The organism is Paenibacillus tianmuensis (genome assembly GCF_900100345.1).
In the GTDB taxonomy this organism is placed as follows: Bacteria; Bacillota; Bacilli; order Paenibacillales; family NBRC-103111; genus Paenibacillus_G; species Paenibacillus_G tianmuensis.
Genome location: NZ_FMTT01000061.1, coordinates 1 through 18317 on the forward strand (window position 1 = coordinate 1; position 18317 = coordinate 18317).

An 18317-nucleotide genomic window follows, 5' to 3' on the forward strand; every position below is an offset into this window, starting at 1 on the left:
AACCAGGTTCGACGATCAGTAGCGACGCGCATCGTTCGTACCATGCACTCGCTAAAGAATATAACCACCAACCGATCAGGTTCAATGTAAAGGACAATCCTGATCATTTGAAATGGCTGCATACGATGATTTCCAACGCGAAAGCCTTTATCGCCGGTACGTTTCACGGTTTAGATTCCAAACATCTGCAATCCTATTTGAACGAATTCTGCTTTCGCACCAATCGTCGGCAGTTTGAAGGTCAGATGTTTAATCGCCTGCTGGCTGCTTGTGTTTCCACTGATACCGTCACCTACGGCGATTTGACCGAATAAGCCAAGCGGAGCTAACTTGATATTCAAATAATATAAAAATAAACATTGATCCAGATAACAAAACGTACAAATATGAAGGAACTACTGACGGTTTTCCTGCTTATGAATGCTACATAAGGCGAAAAGATGGTAAATATAAAAGAGTGTTTAATATACCTCCACTGACGCCTATGGGTGCTGAGTATCTAGTTGACGGCTATGGCGATATGAAAATACAAGGAGAAGGTCCTTTTTAACAAGGGGGTTACTGGTTGAAAAAACGTTTAATTTCTCTTGCTATCCTAGTGTTGATTATAGTTTCTTACTATGTTTTCACCGATAAGAAGGTTAATTGGAATGAGAACCTCGAAGGAAACAAATATGAAGTTACTTTCTCCTATTTTAATAGCAAAAAAGAAATCCCTATTCAGATCGAAAAGGGACAATTATTATTTTTTAATAATATATGGAATTTCGAGCATGGAACATTGGGATTATCTATTTTTGATCCAAGTGGTGTATCGTTGGAAACAAAACATAAGCAGATCAAAGCGGAGAAATCCGGAATATATACTGTTGTTATTTATGGAGAAAAATTGGAAAATGGCCATTTGATTTTTAGTTGGGAAATTAAATGAATGCGACTAACCTTCGTTTTTTTCAGCTATCTAAAAAATTTCTTTTCTACCGCGTAGAGTAGATAAAAATAACTTGCCCCCCTCTCCGAACAGAGTTAAGATACACACACTCAAACAACGGAGGGGATTTCCTATGGAACAATGGCCAAATTGGTTTCTCGATGCTCTCAAGTTAAGATTCGATGCTTCGGCGCTTACTGCCCAAAAACAATATGCTCTGTTTCCGGTCCATCAGAAGCTTGCCGCGTTAAACGATGCCATTAGACAACAGGCAGATGATGGTCTACTCGTTCTTTTAAGCGAGTGGGAGGATACACTAAACCACAAGCATAATATCGAAAAAGAGTGGCTCTATATGCAAGGAGTTCAAGACGGGATTCGAATCATTTACCCCGCCTTACACTCGTCAGATTATCGATCAATTCGCTAACTCGGTTATTTCCATCCCACTTTTTAAAGTAAAAACAAAATGCGCTGGCGAGAGAATAGTTATCTTCTCCACCAGCGCATGAAATAGGCTATCGTCGAATTGTTCGAGTAATTCTTGCCGTAAGCTTAGAACTTGTATGATTTCATCGACACGTTCCTTGATTTGGGCTTTTTGGTCATTATCTTTCTCCAGCAGGGATTTCTTTTGCCGAAGTTCGCTCAGCTCACCCGAGATTCTGGTATTTTCTTCATTGTACACTGCTTCGTCGATCTGATCCCGGATCTTCAGGTTTACCAACCCTTTGAGGTCAAATTTTAGCTGTTCCATTTGCCGCTCGATTTCCAATAGTGGTTCATGTCCTGTTCGTTTAGTTAATATCGTTTCAATGTTAGCCTTGAGCGTTCGGATAAATCTATCCTTGTTCTCATGCATCCGATTGAACACTCGTACAAACGCATCCTGTAGTACATATTCATCGACCGCTTTGGCATCGCAAGCGTCTTTACCTTCGTTCACGTAGGTTCGGCATTGCCATACGACTTTCTTGGATGCGTTGTTACTGTTCCATGTTCGGCGTTTAAAAATGGTTCCGCAACATCCGCAGAATACTTTGCTGCTAAGTGGATATTTGCTTGAGTATTTCTTTTGGTGACCTAAAATATTGCCTTTCGGCTTTGCGCGGCGCTCTTTTTCCTTTTGTACCGCTTCGAACATTTCTTTTGAGATGATCGGCTCATGATTTTCTTCGATCAAATATTGCTGTTCCTGCCCTCGATTCTTGATTCGCTTATGGGTAAGAAAGTCAACCGTTATTGTTTTCTGCTGGAGTAAGGCTCCATAATATTTCTCATTCGTCAAAATAATCGTGATGGATGAATCCCACCATTTATCGCCGCCAGTGACCGTTTTGATTTTATCTCGCATCAAGCCTTTGGCAATGGCTTCGTAACTTTTGCCTTCCAAATATTCTTGGTAAATCCGCCTTACAATCTCGGCTTCCTTTTCGTTAATGACCAACTCTCCATTCTCGTCCTTATCGTACCCGAGGAAGCGAGTAGTGTTACAGAATACTTTCCCTTCAGTGAATCCTCGCGAGATGCCCCATCTACTATTTTCTGAAATGTTCCTGCTTTCGTCCTGAGCAAGGGAACTAAGGATCGTCAAGAGCACTTCGCCTGTAGTATCCAGCGTATTGATGTTCTCTCGTTCAAAAAATACTGCGATACCAAGACTTTTAAGTTCTCGGACATATTTCAGCAAATCGAGTGTATTTCTTGCAAACCGGGAAATCGATTTGACCAGTATCAGGTCAATTATGCCATTTCGAGCATCCTGTATCATACGGTTGAAGTGAGTTCGATTTTTCGTATTCGTGCCGGTAATGCCTTCATCGGCATAAATATCAACCATATCCCATTCCGAGTTGCTTTGGATATGCTGTGTATAATGGTTCACTTGATTTGTATAGCTTTCTTTTTGTTCCTCCGAGTCTGTGCTGACGCGGCAATAGGCTGCGACTCGTTTCTTGTGAAATTCCGGAATCCCATCTAATGTCTCAATCGTTCTTACCGGTACAACGACTACTTTCTTTGCTGTGGCTGCTTTTGCCATGGCGATTCTCCCTTCGGATATATTCTTATTGCTGTGTCATGTTATAATTGTCCCGGCACATCATCAAGTCCATTTCTGCCCATTCTACGGGCTATTGAAGGACTTTTTATTTAACAAATCGATCTCGGTAAACTCTTCCTCCGTGATTAAATTTTGCGATTTGAGTTGCTTCAATAGGCTGAGGCTAAGCATATAATCAATGGATTTCTTCTTCATATGTAAGTGGCTCCTTAGTAAATAAAATTAGGCTCACCCGAAGGCAAGCCGCAGTTCGTCGAATTAAAAGAGGTGCTTCTTTCGCTTTTCCATTTGCGTGGCATCTAAATGATATTTCCAACGGTCAGCAATATTGTTTTCGACATCATCATAAGGTAGGGACTTCGAATCCAGTTTGCAGCTTAGTTTAACGATTCCTGTTTGAGTTCGGTCAATGCCTATCACTTGAAACGGTTGATGCGTATTATAGAAACGCTGATTTAATTGGATATCCCTTGTGTCAGCATTCTCTTGGAGTGTGACGAATATCGTTCCATCGGGCAAAGAAATGATGCTACCTGTTTGAAGCGAAAATGTTTTGCTCTCCACAATCGCATCCAACCATTTCACATTGCCTTGAAAGTTGAACGCAATCTTAAAGTTGCAAATCCGCATTCTGCCGCGATGCGATTGTTCGTTTCTATCAATTTGACTTACGATCATATATCGCTCATTTCGGTAATCAATGAGATCGCCAGTATGTAAAGGTATTGCTGTTCGGATCATTTTATCATCAGTTTTTAGCAATTGATCAGCCGCATCCCGAACAAGAGCATGCTGCTGTACATCATGAATATGTATTGGTTCGCCTTTCTCACGCAGGAAAAAGTCTAATTGTGGTTCTATACTTCTTGTCACAATTTTACCCCCTATGCAAAATCCGGCTTACAACGATACAAATACAGTTCCATATAATCGCTCCATTCCTTCAAGTCCAAGATGATGAAAATGTGATCGGCAATTCGGACGTAACTGTTCAAGTGTAAGCCAGATACCTGATCACAAAAGGCTCGATGGGTGATTTCAAGTGTATAGCCGTTTTCATAGGAGATGCTTTTAGTATGCGGCTGCACATCGGCATAGATCGTTTGTATCGTTGCCAAATGGACTGAATCCAGAATCTCCATTTTCGTATCATAAAACATGCTCAATACCCCACTTGTATTCTAGGCAGGGGAAGGGAAAGTCGAATACTTGCTGGAATGCCTGGTTCGTATTTGACTGAGCGTTCACCTTCCTTTTTGTCTGTAAGACCGGCTGAATCCTTGTTTTTATACAGATATACCGCATAATCGACAACTACTTCGTTATAAACAGGAGGGAGAAGAGCAATGTTGCAGTAGCCAAGGATATTATTTCTGGCCTTGTTCAAGTAATGCGTGAGAATGTCGTCTTTAGAAACGTCCGTTAATTCTATGCCAAGCAACCGTTTCATCAGATCTAATTGCTCATTCATGTCGTAACCTCTTTCTCATTCCGCTTAGCCTGTTTCGTTTCTTGTTTTGGATCGTCTACTTGTTCATAATTGACGTTTGCCTGCAATCGAAGCATTAATTCCTGATCCACAACTTCCCACTTTAAACCTGTCTCTTTATTCAAAAACCACATGTTCAATAGCCTCCTGAAATAAAAATAGGGGCATCCAAACGGACACCCCGAACGTGTTTCTTCTATATATAATGTATTTCTGATTACGACTTATTTGCTGTAAGTACTGCTAATGCTTCAGGCTTGATGCACTTGGCTCCGAATACCTGCAATCCTTTGAGGGCATCGGAAAACTGCTTCTCAGGACGATACGCTTCTACCGAATCCACTTGTCCAGCAAATGAGATGGCACTTTTGTGGCCTGCGATAATTTTGTACTTAGCTCCCGCCGTATGGGGCACATTGTTGGATTTATAGACCGCCATATTGTCGATGTTGCCGACAAATCCTGTTTGCATCACATTAACATCTTTGGTATAGCGCGGGTCTTTGACGAGAAGTCCGTAATACCAAGCTGGAACAACGACAAAACGATCTCCTTCGGGTACATCGTTTTCATCTAGAATGACGCCCAAATCAACGAGTAAATCATAAGCTGTATCCTTGGTTGGAACAATCGGAGTTGTATCGTCACCAATGGTCTTACCAGCTTGGACTTCGGTATAAAATCCAGCAATATATTGATCGACCACATTAGCGAGTCCATAGGATGCCTCTACAATACCGCCATCCAGTAAATTGACATTGGCTTGAGCCTTATCTACGTCATCCACTTGAAAGTTAAAATACTTCGCCTGGTCGATGACCAGATTTTTTTGCGTAGAGTCGAGTTCTTCCGGATTGCCAATACCTTTGGATTTATCATAGTTGCCGATAGTGACTGCGCCTACCGAATTAATTTTGACCGTGGAGCCTTGACCTTTGATCTCGCCCTCGAAATCGGTATTGACGCAATTGCCATACACTAAATTTTTCTTGAAACTTTCATTTAACCGTGCGCTCCAAATGGTAGGAATAAAATTTTGTACTGACATATCGTTTCACCTTGTCCTTTTGATTTTATTTGTTTTGTAATGTTTGTTTAATTTGATCCCAATTCTTGTTGATCTCATCGTGCGACATTCCCTTGATGGCATCGAGTGTAAATGTCTTAGCGGTAGAATTAGCAGGAGGCGTATAGCCGTCGCTTTTAAGCCGTTGCTCGACTTGCTGTTGAACCGCCAAGTTTAGCGACTGTTCAAGTACAGACAGATTTGCTGTCGTGCTGTCCTCATCTGTGCCAATAAAAAAATCCACCAAGGATAACGGCAGATTCTTGGAACTGGCTATTTTGATGGCTTGACTAGTTAATCGCTCACGGAGCTTTTCTTGCTTCATATTCTCAACTTCGGCACGAAGACGTTCAACCTCAATTTCCTTTTCATCTTTGGCAGGAAAGCGCTTCTTGATCTCCGCATCCAGTAAACTTTCAAGATGATTCGCCTTCCACGTTTCCAGCGACTTTGCTGATCGCTTATCCACGGTACTATCGAACCAACTCTTGGCTTCTTTGTTGGATTGAATGAATTGCTCAATCCCTTCAACGCTCAATGGATTCAAGCCCTGAAGATACGATTGCAATTCCTCGTTTTGTTTGTTGTCCTCGATAAATTGTTTAGTTTGTTCCAGATCCATTTTCATAATCTCCTTTGTTGCCCATTCGACTCTGCAGAACCGAACACGCATTATGTTTATTTTGAGAGCAGTTTAATGTCGTGCTCAGGACAACAATGTAACGTATTAGAAATTGTAAAAATGGGGAAAAGGTACAAACACCTTAACCCTTCATTTTCGCCTATTGTAAACCCTTGATTTATACGGTTTTTCACACCTCTAAAGCGTTACATCAAGACGTTTTTGTCTCAACTTTCGAACTCGTAATCGGATGTTTTCCTTCCTCGTCTTTTCCTTACACTGTTCACAGTAAGCTTGACGATTGGAATTAGCCGGAAACGGATCACCGCATTTCTTACATTTCACTTTCGGCTTCGCTGTCTTTACTTCAGTGTCCATATTCCGTTCAGATTTATAGTCACGTTCCAGCTTCTCATCAGTTGGCAACACTCCATCTTCAAAATACCGACAGCCGGGGAGAGGATTGTCCTGTTGGAAAAATACACAAGAGCCATCCTTCCAGCAGCAATAATTCGACATGCCATACTTATCACCGAGATAAGAGGCACAATTATGTTTGACGAGTTGTTTGATTTTGTTTTTATTGTGCATTCATTGAACCTTCATTTCCATTTTCTACACGCTGCTGTTCAGCATGGTATTTGTTCAGTTCCAGCTTCGGATTCTCTACAAACGGCAGCAAAGTAAGCAGCGTTTCCTGCGACACCACATCTTGCAGCTTCACGATTACATCAGCTAGTCCCGGCAAATCTGTCGGCAAGTTACGAGTGAACTTTACGGCGATATCTCGGTAGTCATATTGAACGCCTTCTTTGATTTGCAAAAACGTAAAAAAATTCCGCAATCGCTTTTTTAACGCTTTTTCCATTAACGCTTCACGTATCGCCACTCGGTTTTCGAGATTCAGCAGTTTGTTTCGGAGAGCGAGGGAAGAGGTGTTCGATGCCCAGTTTTCATTGAAATTAACTTGGTCCATCATGTCAAAGATTTTACGTTCGATGTTATCCAATTCGTTCTTTACAAACGTATCGTTAATCTCTTTCGTCAGCCATGAAACTTTACCACCTGCAGGAACCTGAATGATCCCCATCTTCTTCATGTTGACTAAGTCCTCGGCTTCAAGTTTGGCATTTTCAATGACCAGATACGCATTGCGATGATCTGCAATCTCATTGACCAAATCTGAATTCAAGGCATTGTACGCATCAAATAAAGAAATCACATCTTGGAAGCCGCTTTTCCTCTCCGTATTGGCTGAACAGGAGATAAGGGGAACTCTTCCAAAGATGTGATTGTGTTTGCCGATATAGTTGAGCTTGGGAAACTTGCTATTGAGGTTGTTGCCGCTGGCGATTTCATAATGCAAAATTTCGTTGTCGGTATAAACGTCCAGGTAAATTGTCTTATCAAATTTGCGTGTGAATTTGTGAAGCCCTAGCAGTACGTTGCGCTCCGTAGTCCCATCCTCCAGCACATAAGCGTTCAAAGGCGACAATACGGTTGCTGAAAACTGGCCATCGGAATCGATGTAATTCAATTCGAAGCTTTCACCGAATATTTCGCTTTGCTTACGCAGATTGATGTTATGCTCCTTATCCCAGTGACTCATGTGCAGATCGATTTTATGCGTGATTTCATCGTGATCAGATTTAGATACATAGTTTACTGGCTTGCCGAGAAGATAGCCTGTTTCATTGTCGACGAATTTTTTGGGAAAGTTGAAAATAAGTTTACGGTTGCTGCGACTTTCCTGCATGGCGTAATCTTTGAGAATCGCATGCTTGCCGTTGTAGTAATCGAAATATTTTTGCTTGGTTAGCGCGGCAGTGTTTAGTTCGTTTAGACATTCTTGAATAATCGTTTCGGTAAGCTGCATTGCATCGTTTCCTTTCAAAATTATATAAAAATAGCCTGTACCAATTAGGCACAAGCTGAAACTGTTTATTTCATATTTTCACTGTAATGTACTGTCTATTCTTCAATTCAAAATTATCACTAAGGGTAAAGGATTTCAGATCAATCACTTTTGTTAATTTGTCGTTCCTCACCTTACTTTCCTCATCAGTCCAACAAGAATAAAGCTCGAAGTTGTCATGATCAACTCCATATTCGTGCATTAACTTAAAAAGCTCATTGATGCATTTTATGCTCGCTCTATATTCGTCAGGGAACTTTCTTTTCAATTCCGGACTTAAGAAGAACCCCCCCATTTAGGTGAAACCCGATATACAAATGGATTCTTAAAGTGCTTCCTGATTGCCTTTGCCTCATTCCAATTCCCAATTCTTCGATATAGATGCCTGCTGCATCCTCCATTGAATCATACACTTCAATTTCTTCTTCTTTTATGGCTCAAAACCGAAATCAGTGCTTGACCCCTTCTAACAAAAATGCGAGGCATACAGATACCAGTAAAATCAAGCATTAAGATTGTATAACTGAACGCTCGACTTGCCATTTTGTCTGTCAAGCACTGATTATGGCGTAGAGCCTTTAATACTTATGTATATTTAGTATTGGCAATGAAAAAGACCCTCCATAATCAAGAAATCTAGTATTTTTATTTCTTTTCTTGACAAAACATCCCATTATCAGTATTGTATAATTGTATTATACATATTACCACAGGAGGGATTTTTTTGAAAAAGAAACTTGCATCCGCTATTGTAGCTACTGCTCTGGTTTGTTCCTTCTCTACTTCTGTTTTTGCGAATGACGTTGTAATACCTCCGCCTAGCGATAAAGGCGGCGTCATAACTCCTATGGAGGTTGACAAGGAATGGGGCTCCAAACTTGATGATGGAAGGTCAACATCGGTTAGGAGTTTCAGGATTAATGACAATTATGGTCATTTGAAGTTGCGTATGGTTAATTATAGTCAGCATTCGGTTACTGTCACTTTGGAGCATACAAACAGCAATTTCGTATATTTCTCGAAAACTATTTCCGGTGGCGGTTCCTTGGACTGGAAGAATTGGGATGAAGGATTTTCTCAAGGTATGGCATCTGGAAGTTATGTTTTGACGTGGTCCGCTGGCAATAATGATGTTAATGGGGAATACTGGGGGAAAGCTGCTTCACAGACGAAGGATTTTTAATCTTCTGCTTTGAATGGTGAATTTTGGCTTTACGTGGAACAATGCAAAAAAACGGCTCTTGTTCGCATTATTGCGGCAAGGGCCGATCTTTATTTTTCTTCGTTTTATTTTCGGCTCAAAACCGAAATCAGTGCTTGACCCCTTCCAACAAAAATGCGAGGAATACAGATACCAGTAAAATCAAGCATTAAGATTGTATAACTGAACGCTCAACTTGCCATTTTGTCTGTCAAGCACTGATTATGGCGTAGAGCCTCTTTTATATGAGATAGATCGAAAATTTGTTCAGAAGGAGTAGCCCCCTCCGGTAAGATAGCAGACTTGAATCTAAATGCTTTGGGTGATTTTCCATTGCTCTTATCGTCGGAGGATTTGATTTTCCCTCTTTCACCTAAAGGCAACTTTCTATTCGATCCAATATAATGAAACAAACTCATATAAAGCACTCCTATTCTATTGAAGCGTTCAAAACAATAAACTCCGATCATAAAATCTCAAACTTTTAACGGACTGAATCAATTGTACAGCCCCATACAAACTATCGGGCGCATCATCATACTTACAGTTTCTATTGTAATCCTTTATTTGACTATTATATCGAATATTTGCTTCATTGAACAGGATATGCCCCTTCTTAACGTCTGGCTCCAGACTGATTATCCGCTCGTGTTTCTGTCCTTTGGAGTTCACACTTTTCAGCTGGAGTGTATATTCTCGCTTTCCAAAGCTGTTCTTCAAATTTCTGCTTCATGTAACTCTGTGCCTGATTCACTTCGAAGCCAATCTTACCAACTGGAAATGTATGCAGCTTCTCAATAGCCACCTGAAACAGGTCATCGGGCAACAATTTATATATGTTCCCGTCAATCACATAAAGCTGTTTCGTTTTTCGATGCTGACCTAATATGGTGATAGCAGAGTAATCGTTCTTTTTACCGGCTTTGATGGCTGGATCAATGTACATGGCGATTTCCATTTCCTCGAACTCAGGTAATCGATCCCAGTACATGATGTTCTGGAAGATGTAATCGTCTGTTGAGCGTGGATCGTTTTGTAACTCTTTATAGAAACTCTTTTCACCCATGGCCTGCTTTTTGCACATGAGATAGTAATAGTCCAGATATTCGGGCCAGAGTATCTCCGTCCCATTCAGCATTTCACTTTGCTGTGAACGAAAAAAAGACAGAGCCGTATTGACCCTGTCTTCGTCTTGCAGGTTATTGTATAGTCGCTCCCATTCAGACCATAAATCATCGCGTTCAGAGAAATGAATGACTGCTGATTTACGGATGCTTCTGACACCGGGAATCTTGCCTTTGAGCAAGTCAGCCATGAGGTCTTCTTCATTCAGGATAGTTCCGCAGATTAGAATGTTCGTATCCTTTGTTCCGATGGGGAGAATGACATCGGTAAACGTGCTTTTAATCTGTTCTCTTTTCGTTTCGGATCGTGCTGTATCTTCCTTCAGCAAATCATCCATCAGAACAAGAGTAGGTCGATGATGTTTATAATGGATGCCTCGAAGGGAACCGTCTATACCACGGATCATGATGCAGGAATCGAGTCCACTTTTACTCCTCAACCAAATCTCGTTATTGTTCCAGCGGCTTCCTTTACGAATGCCGAAATCCTCAATGAGCATGGTGTTCGTCTCAAGCTCATCTTTAATCATATCGAGGAAGGGGAGAGCAATTTGCTCCGTCGCTGAGATAATCAGCGTAAACTGTGATTTATCGTATAGAGTCGCATAGAGTGGAAATAAAAAAGAACTGATCGTCGACTTTCCATGTTCCCGAGGGAGTCCGAAAGCCGTAATCAGTCCAGTATTGGCAAGCATATGTTTTAGCTCTGTAAATAGTTCCTGATGAAATCGTCCAAACTCTCGGTCGAAATACTTTGGAAAGTAGCAGAGAGCGAAAAATTCGATATCCATCTCTCCGATCAATTTGCGGAGTTCGGAAAATGTAAATGCCTCGACCAGTTGCTTGATTTTAGATGGGGAGAAATACTTCTCCATATATTGTTTAAGAAGTTCTGTTTGACGTTGTTGTTCTTGATTTATTGTTTCAATGATACTGACTCCTTTCAGTTAATATTACTTCGTTGTTACATATGGGTTAACAATATTTAGCTGAAACATGGATGAAGTTGCTACGAGTTGAAGTTGATTTACTCCAGTAACATCAATATTGACATCTTTAGGCTTCGAACCATTCATAATATCCTGACTAAATATTTTTTTTCCATCACCGTATACCTCTAATGTATTTGCCCCAATATCATTATTAACCCCTAACAAGAATGAAAGCCCATTATATTTACCATTCAAGTTGTATGTTACTGAAGATGCTACACCAAGCATAATCCCCTTATTATATTTTTGTCCTTGCATAACCATTTCTTTGTTTACCGAAATCGCCAGTTCATTTATAGCTTTCTTACTTGCAACAGGCAAGTCACTCAAATAATCTCCTTCTCCAATAGAACTACCAATAATAACAGCTTGATTCTTACCATCCCAATCAATAGACTTCCCTAGCATATTACTGACCATTCTCATAGGAATATATGTTGTTCCATCATATATAAAAGAAGCAGGAACCTTAGTCCCATTATTATCGAATTGACCATCAGAAGATGTTTTATCTACACCATTGATTATAAATTTTAGTTTTTCAAAACTCACTTCAATGTTCTGACTGGCGGCAAATGTTAGTCCCGAGAAGAAAATCGATCCACACAAGAAAGAAATTACTAAATGTTTAGTCGTATAATTTGGTTTCATTTTACCCTCCACATTTTTTTATAGTATCATTATTCGACATAATCCTTAATTTTCCTTTTAGTGTGTTCTTATCGTAAGTAATTATCATAAAAAGAAACTTCGCCAAAAAACCACCACAAAAATTTCTGCATCGCTTGCTGGCCGCTCCATTTTTACCGTTAGAAGTCCCCCTCCCATGACCACGACAAAAAAGAGTGGCTCATTACCACTCAATATTCGCCAACGCGATTTCCATATCTTGATTTGTAGTCAATGTATAGATATTAGTTGTGGATACATGATCATGTCCGAGTATTTGCTGTATTGTCGTCAATGGTGTCGTCCTAACCAGCTTATATCCAAGCGTGTGCCGAAGCATATGGGGTGTCACCTTCACTTGTACCCGATCACCGTATTTGTTTAAAATCAAGTTAATCGCATTCCGTTCCAATGCGCCGCGTTGCCCGATAAATAAATATCCTGACTCACATTCCGGCCTGACTTCCAAATATCTCGTTATCGCTTTTCGCACATCCTTATTCATCGGTATCGTTCGGAAAGAGTTCCCCTTGCCATACACCATCAACGTTCCTTTGCGCTCACTTAATTCGATATCCTTCAATCGGATTCCAACTAATTCGCTTACTCGTATGCCGGTTCCAATCAACAATTCAATCATACATATGTGCATTCGGTTGCCCATTCGGTGGATTTCATTCCGTAGTTTCCACAAATCCCTGTCCTCTAGCCCTTTATATTGCCGGATCACCTTGTTTCGTACCGCTTCAATATGAATGGGTTCCTTAATATAGCCCTGTTTGAGCATCCATTGACAGAATACGTTGATGCTGGCTATTTTCCGGTTAATCGTAATGACCTATAGTCCAATGGCTTGCAGATACTTCTTGTACTCTACACCATCAAGTTCGATCAGTTTGTCCAAGCCATAGTCCGTCTTGTCCCTGTACCAAGCCATGAACTGCAACACGTCTCGTATGTAGCAGGAAATTGTGTTCTCACTCCGGTCTTTGCTACGTAAATGCGTCTCATACGCCTGTAAATACTGCATTTCGTCCCCACCTTTCGGTTCATTCTGTGACATGATACCGTTGGTGGGGGAGACAGTCAACTCGATACATAACTTATCTTATGCAGTCTAATCTGCTAAATTTAGCGTTGATTTCGAGCAGAAACTGGCGTTTATCTATCGAATAACTGACGACATAACCTTATTGAGCATCCTCATTCGGCTCCTCGAAACCATCCTCAACCGTGACCGATTCCTCTAGCAATTCACCCTCTGCTTCAATTACAACGGCTTCGATCATATCAAGAAATAGTTGTTTCCGTTGCTGTTCCAATGCTTTCGTATCGACGACAATCTCGCGGCGGTCATTCCATTCGTTCGGGGCGCGATTCTTTAAATAGAAGATCATCGCGGTCGGGTTAGGGGGCTGATGTCGTTTAACCTTTTCAATTCGGGTACGCTTCTTGCCGTTTTTTTCCTCTTCGACAATCGTTTTGATTTCTTCATACTCATACCCCATAGCAGTTTTCAAAAGCGAATTTTCCACGCGAGAAATAGTAACAGACCTGCTCCATTTAACAAGTTCTGCAAGCATCGGATGCTTATCGATATACTCGTACCAAGTTGTTTTTCCTATGCCGAGTTTCACGATAATATCCTCTGCGTTCATACCCTCCTGAAACCACTGCTGAATTTCCGCTAATCTCGGATACACATGGGTTTCCCACAGGGTTGGACGTTCTAATGCTTCAGCAAATTTCGGATGCTTACGTCTATAATCTCCAAGCGTCCATATGTGAATATTTAATCGCTTTGCAAGCTCCTCATCGGTTAATCCTTCTCGTACCCAAACGGGGATATCCTTTAATCTTGGAACAACAAATTGTTCATATTTCGTCAGTATTTTTGGCTTGTTCCGTTTCGGCGCATCATCGTTCTTTCCCATCGTCACCTCACCTCCAATCAAATTGAAAAGGGGAGAGCCGTTATCAGCCATCCCCTGTCCATCCACTATTACCTACTCCAACTCCGCTTCGTAAAAATCCTCAATATCCTCGATCACCTTCTGAATCTGCTCAACATCTGCTTTGGATTCATTCTCGCCAAGTACACAAATCTTTTCGGCTTGCGTCCTCTTGAGGAACCGAATCACCATCTTCACTTTTGCCTTGCCCATAGGATCACCTCTTTCGGTTTAGTCAGCACATGATACCTCTGACCTTTCCGACTCAGCAACGATTTCTTGGTAAGGAACCTTTACATCATCTCGAATCAAGTATACGCCGTTATCATTACCAACGTGGGCAATATACCGATTGACAATGACATCTGCATATTTGGGATCAAGCTCACTGGTATAACAAATTCGATCCGTTTCCTCGCAAGCAATCAAAGTTGAACCTGAGCCACCAAATGGATCAAGTACAATATCGCCAATTTTGCTTGAATTTTTGATAGGGTAGGAGATAAGTGGAATCGGTTTCATGGTTGGATGGTATTCATTTCGAAATGGACGATCAAATTGCCATAGTGTCGTTTGCTTTCGGTCACTGTTCCAGTAATGAGCAGCTCCTTGACGCCACCCAAAAATAATTGGCTCATGCATATAATGATATTGAGAATGTCCGAGCACCATTGTCTGCTTCGCCCAAATGCAACATTGAGATAATTTGAATCCAGCAGCTTTAAACGCTTGCCGAAAATTAATTCCCTCTGTATCAGCATGGAACACATAGATACTGGCTCCGTCATCAGCTACCTCATACATGCGTTTATATGCTGCCAATAAAAACTCGTAAAACTGGTCATTGTCCATTTTGTCATTTTCGATCTTCAGTGCATCTTTTGTTTTGCCTGTATAGTCCACATTGTAGGGAGGATCAGTTACAATCAACCTGGCTTTCTTCCCATCCATCAACGTTGCCATGTCCTGTTCGCTGGTGCTGTCACCGCACATTAGCCGATGTTTACCTAATATCCAAACGTCACCTTTCTGAGTGATCGGTTGTTCCGGTAATGCTTCATCGATATCGAAATCATCTTCATCTGGTTCATTGTGTTTATACAGCTCATCTAATAATTTCTCAGCTTCTGACAGATCAAAACCGGTAAGCTCAAGATTGAAATCCTCATGCTTCAACTCATCAAGCAGGGAGGAGAGGGCATCAAAATCCCATTCGCCAGTAATCTTGTTGAGCGCAATGTTCAAAGCTTTTTCTTTCGTTTTATCAATATCGATTAGCACGCAATCCACTTCATCGTATCCGAGAGCCTTCAATACTTTTGCTCGTTGATGGCCTCCAATGATCGTGTAATCACTGTTGATTATGATCGGCTCGCAGTATCCGAACTCGTTAATACTATTCTTAATTCTCTCGAATTCAGGATCTCCCGGACGTAAATCCTTCCTTGGATTATATTCAGCATGAACCAGTTGAGCGATTTTTAATTTGATAAACTTCACGTACATTCTCCTTTCAAATTAGAAAAGGAACCCTAGCCAGCAGCCGAAGAGTTCCTATACTTTCGTTATAATACTGGATTTGATATGTCCAGTACTTAAATTGTTGTACCATTTCATTTTCTTCACCTCGTATTATTGATTTAGTAGGGGATGGGGGCAATAAATCAACTGCGTCCTGTTTCGAGCATAAAAAAAGAACCGTACGAATACGGCTCATTAATTGATTGGCAACATATGAATACATAAAATTTTTTCACAATGCAATTGCCTCTCTACGGGCTGACAAGCCCGATCGTACAATTCATACAATTAAATATAGTTACATGGAATCAGGTCTTATCAAGTTTAGCAATCATTTTTTCGATATTTGATGGAAATTTTCTAACCTAGCTAACACTGTGTCCAGTATGTAAATAATTGGTGCATTTCTCCTTTCACTTTTATGAATATTCGTGGGATAGGGGGAAACTTGAACCAACTCGGGAATTGCTTTCACTCCGCTGCACTACGTAAACGAAAGCAACCCGACCTGCCGCAAGTTTTCCCCTCCCACACCCAACCCCTTTCAACGGCTCGATTAAATTTCGTCTCACGGCATATTGTGTTAATGGCACTCCTTCTTTATTATATAGAGGAAACTCGTGCCATTAACCTGTAGCTTTTAAATCAAACGTATTAATAAGCATTCTAAATTTAACCTCTACCGTTTCTCCCTATAAGAGAGAGAAATGGCAGAGCGTCATTCACCAAACATTAACCTGTCATGATTTTTCTGAATCGTCGTGATATATTTCGATTTTTCACTGTATCGGTCTTTTTTCTCATATATGACGTATCCAAACTCACTAAAGATTTTGTTGATTAATTCTTCTTGCTCATTCCAATGTTTATTTAACCAATCTCGAAATTTTTCCCCGAGTTTATTTGGCTTATCGATCTCTGATATTCTCATAGGCAGCGGATTGAAAACCGTGATGTTCTTATGTATCCAATGATGAATTAGATCCGCATAATTTCTTAGTTTATCACCACGACCGTATTGAGATTCATCTACCACATAATCAGCTTGAAGGACTGCTTTATTCGCACAGTAAATTTGATTCATGCTATGAGAAAAAGCTGGGATACTCTTTTGATACTTTAACTTACTCATATCCTCGTCATCGTAAGCAACGAACACATGAATTTCATCCTTGCTTTTAATTTTTCTCAGAGCCGTTCTGTGCATGATTTGCAATAATTCAGCTTGCAATTCTCCACAATAAATCAATTCGAGCTTATTATCTTTAAACCAATTCGCATCATCTTCATCATTCATCCCAAGATCTACTTTTGTACCATATAATGAAATCGCTATTTTTTTATAATGATCAGCATTCATTTTAGGTAAAGATGTAAGATATAACGCCTTTCTGTCCTTTAATTCATTTTTCCCCGTTGTATTCAGCAAATTAATCGGTTTGCTATCCTCGTTTGATTTTTCCACAAAATATTGGATGTCCTCAAGAATGGCACCCAATTGCTTATAAATTTCTATATCCGATTTCATAGGAAGGACAAACATATCTGGATGAGATTGTTTTAGTTTCATGATTCGTTCTGAAATTGCCCTCTGCGTGGTTTGACCTTTCTTACTTCTGGCATACTTGGACGTATTAATGGTCTCTATATGGTAATAAAAACGTGAATAATCATTATAATTGTTCACTTCCTTAAGTTTAAACCCTTTGTATTGCTGCGAAGTAAATATAGCTGTACCGTCTAAGACAAGCATGTTCATCTTTAATTTGATGTAATCAATTCGTTCGGATATGATAATCTTTCTTCCAGATTGACCCCTGATTTCATAATCGTCGATTCTCCCTGCACCGTCTTTGTTCAGTAATTTTTGAAAGTGTTTTAACTGCCTTAGAGATTCCAGTTTCCCCTTATTGTCCTCGTGATTTTTTATTTTTATGATTATTTTTTTTAATGTTTGAGTAAACAAAGACAAATCATCTTTCTGCGCTAAAGCTGTCGTTACACTTGTCGCATTTTGAGAAAGTTGATACGCCACCAACGTAGCAATATATGATTTCATGCATTGTGATTCAAGTGCATCTAATTTTAATGGGGTAGCCAAATCATCAAACCAATCTAATGTGTTATGTTTGCTTCCAATATCAAAAACACTGGCATTAACAAAAGATGGTTTTTCATCAAAAATCATAAGGCGGTTACGTTTAGAAATGATATTGTCTTCATCTAATATTTCTCCCCATGCCCATGTGTTGTATTGCTTCCAAAGTCTATAGGTATGAAGATTCCCTAGTCCGAGAGCTAAATTATCCAACCTTGCGTGTGTGATGATGACAAATTGATGGCAGTGGATATAAGGTTCAATTTCTTGACGGTTTGTCGAATCAACCATCACAATACATTCATCATTGAACGCTTTTAATTCATCATAGATGTCTTTGATCATACCGACTTCACGTATGACTAACAGTACAGGTATCCGTTTTTTTCGATTTGTTTCGGAAGCTAACCACTTCAAAAAACAGATTAACACTGTCGTTTTACCATGACCCATACTCGCATTACATACCCAAGAAACAGGGCGATCCGGCTTCTCCTCTCGTTCACCTGTCTTAAACTCAACATATTGACCCCATTGATGATCGTACTCATCATATAAATCCAAAAACACATTGGCGATGTCCCTAAATGCTTCCTCATGTATATTTTGTTTATGTTCATCTGTCAAATACCCAAACATTTTTTCAATTACAATCTGTCGATTCACTATGAAGAC

Annotated in this window: 20 protein-coding genes; 4 read left to right on the forward strand and 16 right to left on the reverse strand. The window is 40.2% G+C overall.

Features of this window, described 5'->3' with window-relative positions:
• The 3 genes from BLO51_RS25830 to BLO51_RS25840 all read left to right on the forward strand — a co-directional run.
• On the forward strand, positions 1-314 hold a 314-nt coding region (locus BLO51_RS25830; protein ID WP_143006994.1), incomplete at its 5' end, for an IS1595 family transposase.
• A 251-nt stretch (positions 315-565) separates the two neighbouring features.
• Positions 566-931, forward strand: coding sequence for a hypothetical protein (locus tag BLO51_RS25835; protein WP_090676423.1), 366 nt, complete (start codon positions 566-568; stop codon positions 929-931).
• Between the two features lie 133 nt (positions 932-1064).
• On the forward strand, positions 1065-1361 hold the full coding sequence (locus tag BLO51_RS25840) for a hypothetical protein (RefSeq protein WP_090676426.1): 297 nt from the start codon (positions 1065-1067) through the stop codon (positions 1359-1361).
• On the opposite strand, the gene BLO51_RS25845 is transcribed toward BLO51_RS25840, so the two are convergent.
• From BLO51_RS25845 to BLO51_RS25880, 9 genes are all read right to left on the reverse strand, one after another.
• Positions 1350-2972: a recombinase family protein gene (locus BLO51_RS25845; protein ID WP_090676429.1), complete on the reverse strand. Its 1623-nt coding sequence runs from the start codon at positions 2970-2972 to the stop codon at positions 1350-1352. The genes BLO51_RS25840 and BLO51_RS25845 overlap by 12 nt on opposite strands.
• An 84-nt stretch (positions 2973-3056) precedes the next feature.
• Positions 3057-3188, reverse strand: a complete 132-nt coding sequence (locus BLO51_RS30915) for an SHOCT domain-containing protein (protein ID WP_010500084.1) — start codon at positions 3186-3188, stop codon at positions 3057-3059.
• Between the two features lie 63 nt (positions 3189-3251).
• Entirely contained in the window at positions 3252-3866 is a 615-nt protein-coding gene (locus BLO51_RS25850) for a hypothetical protein (RefSeq protein ID WP_090676432.1), read from the reverse strand.
• A 289-nt stretch (positions 3867-4155) separates the two neighbouring features.
• Positions 4156-4464 carry a phage head-tail connector protein gene (locus BLO51_RS25860; protein WP_090676438.1) on the reverse strand — a complete coding sequence of 103 codons (309 nt, stop codon included), beginning with the start codon at positions 4462-4464 and terminating at the stop codon, positions 4156-4158.
• Positions 4461-4616 (reverse strand): hypothetical protein, encoded by a 156-nt coding sequence (locus tag BLO51_RS29485; RefSeq protein ID WP_167670336.1) that lies wholly within the window; start codon positions 4614-4616, stop codon positions 4461-4463. The genes BLO51_RS25860 and BLO51_RS29485 overlap by 4 nt, the downstream gene beginning before the upstream one ends.
• Positions 4617-4699: 83 nt before the next feature.
• Positions 4700-5530 carry a phage major capsid protein gene (locus BLO51_RS25865; RefSeq protein ID WP_090676441.1) on the reverse strand — a complete coding sequence of 277 codons (831 nt, stop codon included), beginning with the start codon at positions 5528-5530 and terminating at the stop codon, positions 4700-4702.
• Positions 5531-5555: 25 nt separating this feature from the next.
• Positions 5556-6170 carry a DUF4355 domain-containing protein gene (locus BLO51_RS25870; RefSeq protein WP_090676444.1) on the reverse strand — a complete coding sequence of 205 codons (615 nt, stop codon included), beginning with the start codon at positions 6168-6170 and terminating at the stop codon, positions 5556-5558.
• Between the two features lie 198 nt (positions 6171-6368).
• On the reverse strand, positions 6369-6761 hold the full coding sequence (locus tag BLO51_RS29950) for a hypothetical protein (protein WP_090676447.1): 393 nt from the start codon (positions 6759-6761) through the stop codon (positions 6369-6371).
• The gene (locus BLO51_RS25880) at positions 6751-8046 is read right to left on the reverse strand and encodes a phage portal protein (protein ID WP_090676450.1); all 1296 of its coding nucleotides are present in this window, start codon (positions 8044-8046) and stop codon (positions 6751-6753) included. The genes BLO51_RS29950 and BLO51_RS25880 overlap by 11 nt, the downstream gene beginning before the upstream one ends.
• A 763-nt stretch (positions 8047-8809) precedes the next feature.
• Here BLO51_RS25880 and BLO51_RS25890 point away from each other — a divergent pair.
• The gene (locus BLO51_RS25890; protein ID WP_090676456.1) at positions 8810-9268 is read left to right on the forward strand and encodes a hypothetical protein; all 459 of its coding nucleotides are present in this window, start codon (positions 8810-8812) and stop codon (positions 9266-9268) included.
• 634 nt (positions 9269-9902) lie between these two features.
• On the opposite strand, the gene BLO51_RS25900 is transcribed toward BLO51_RS25890, so the two are convergent.
• The 7 genes from BLO51_RS25900 to BLO51_RS25925 form a co-directional block, all read right to left on the reverse strand.
• Complete coding sequence (locus tag BLO51_RS25900; RefSeq protein ID WP_245719829.1) at positions 9903-11285, reverse strand: hypothetical protein; 1383 nt, start codon at positions 11283-11285, stop codon at positions 9903-9905.
• A gap of 78 nt (positions 11286-11363) precedes the next feature.
• Positions 11364-12053 carry an NPCBM/NEW2 domain-containing protein gene (locus tag BLO51_RS25905; RefSeq protein WP_090676460.1) on the reverse strand — a complete coding sequence of 230 codons (690 nt, stop codon included), beginning with the start codon at positions 12051-12053 and terminating at the stop codon, positions 11364-11366.
• A 202-nt stretch (positions 12054-12255) separates the two neighbouring features.
• Positions 12256-12711, reverse strand: a complete 456-nt coding sequence (locus tag BLO51_RS30620) for a tyrosine-type recombinase/integrase (RefSeq protein ID WP_245719830.1) — start codon at positions 12709-12711, stop codon at positions 12256-12258.
• Positions 12712-13261: 550 nt separating this feature from the next.
• Positions 13262-14056, reverse strand: coding sequence for a transposase (locus tag BLO51_RS25915; protein WP_245719831.1), 795 nt, complete (start codon positions 14054-14056; stop codon positions 13262-13264).
• Between the two features lie 21 nt (positions 14057-14077).
• Positions 14078-14236, reverse strand: a complete 159-nt coding sequence (locus BLO51_RS29490) for a hypothetical protein (RefSeq protein WP_167670337.1) — start codon at positions 14234-14236, stop codon at positions 14078-14080.
• Positions 14237-14254: 18 nt separating this feature from the next.
• On the reverse strand, positions 14255-15523 hold the full coding sequence (locus BLO51_RS25920) for a site-specific DNA-methyltransferase (RefSeq protein WP_174551317.1): 1269 nt from the start codon (positions 15521-15523) through the stop codon (positions 14255-14257).
• A gap of 739 nt (positions 15524-16262) precedes the next feature.
• On the reverse strand, positions 16263-18308 hold the full coding sequence (locus tag BLO51_RS25925; RefSeq protein WP_090676462.1) for a hypothetical protein: 2046 nt from the start codon (positions 18306-18308) through the stop codon (positions 16263-16265).
• Between the last annotated feature and the right edge of the window lie 9 nt (positions 18309-18317).

Coding starts and splice junctions, on each gene's coding strand:
- BLO51_RS25840 (WP_090676426.1), top strand. CDS start 1,065: ATGGAACAATGGCCAAATTGGTTTCTCGATGCTCTCAAGTTAAGATTC.
- BLO51_RS29490 (WP_167670337.1), bottom strand. CDS start 14,236: ATGGGCAAGGCAAAAGTGAAGATGGTGATTCGGTTCCTCAAGAGGACG.
- BLO51_RS30620 (WP_245719830.1), bottom strand. CDS start 12,711: ATGATTGAATTGTTGATTGGAACCGGCATACGAGTAAGCGAATTAGTT.
- BLO51_RS29950 (WP_090676447.1), bottom strand. CDS start 6,761: ATGCACAATAAAAACAAAATCAAACAACTCGTCAAACATAATTGTGCC.
- BLO51_RS30915 (WP_010500084.1), bottom strand. CDS start 3,188: ATGAAGAAGAAATCCATTGATTATATGCTTAGCCTCAGCCTATTGAAG.
- BLO51_RS25905 (WP_090676460.1), bottom strand. CDS start 12,053: ATGAAACCAAATTATACGACTAAACATTTAGTAATTTCTTTCTTGTGT.
- BLO51_RS25900 (WP_245719829.1), bottom strand. CDS start 11,285: ATGGAGAAGTATTTCTCCCCATCTAAAATCAAGCAACTGGTCGAGGCA.
- BLO51_RS25860 (WP_090676438.1), bottom strand. CDS start 4,464: ATGAATGAGCAATTAGATCTGATGAAACGGTTGCTTGGCATAGAATTA.
- BLO51_RS29485 (WP_167670336.1), bottom strand. CDS start 4,616: ATGTGGTTTTTGAATAAAGAGACAGGTTTAAAGTGGGAAGTTGTGGAT.
- BLO51_RS25915 (WP_245719831.1), bottom strand. CDS start 14,056: ATGGCTGATAACGGCTCTCCCCTTTTCAATTTGATTGGAGGTGAGGTG.
- BLO51_RS25865 (WP_090676441.1), bottom strand. CDS start 5,530: ATGTCAGTACAAAATTTTATTCCTACCATTTGGAGCGCACGGTTAAAT.
- BLO51_RS25870 (WP_090676444.1), bottom strand. CDS start 6,170: ATGGATCTGGAACAAACTAAACAATTTATCGAGGACAACAAACAAAAC.
- BLO51_RS25880 (WP_090676450.1), bottom strand. CDS start 8,046: ATGCAGCTTACCGAAACGATTATTCAAGAATGTCTAAACGAACTAAAC.
- BLO51_RS25845 (WP_090676429.1), bottom strand. CDS start 2,972: ATGGCAAAAGCAGCCACAGCAAAGAAAGTAGTCGTTGTACCGGTAAGA.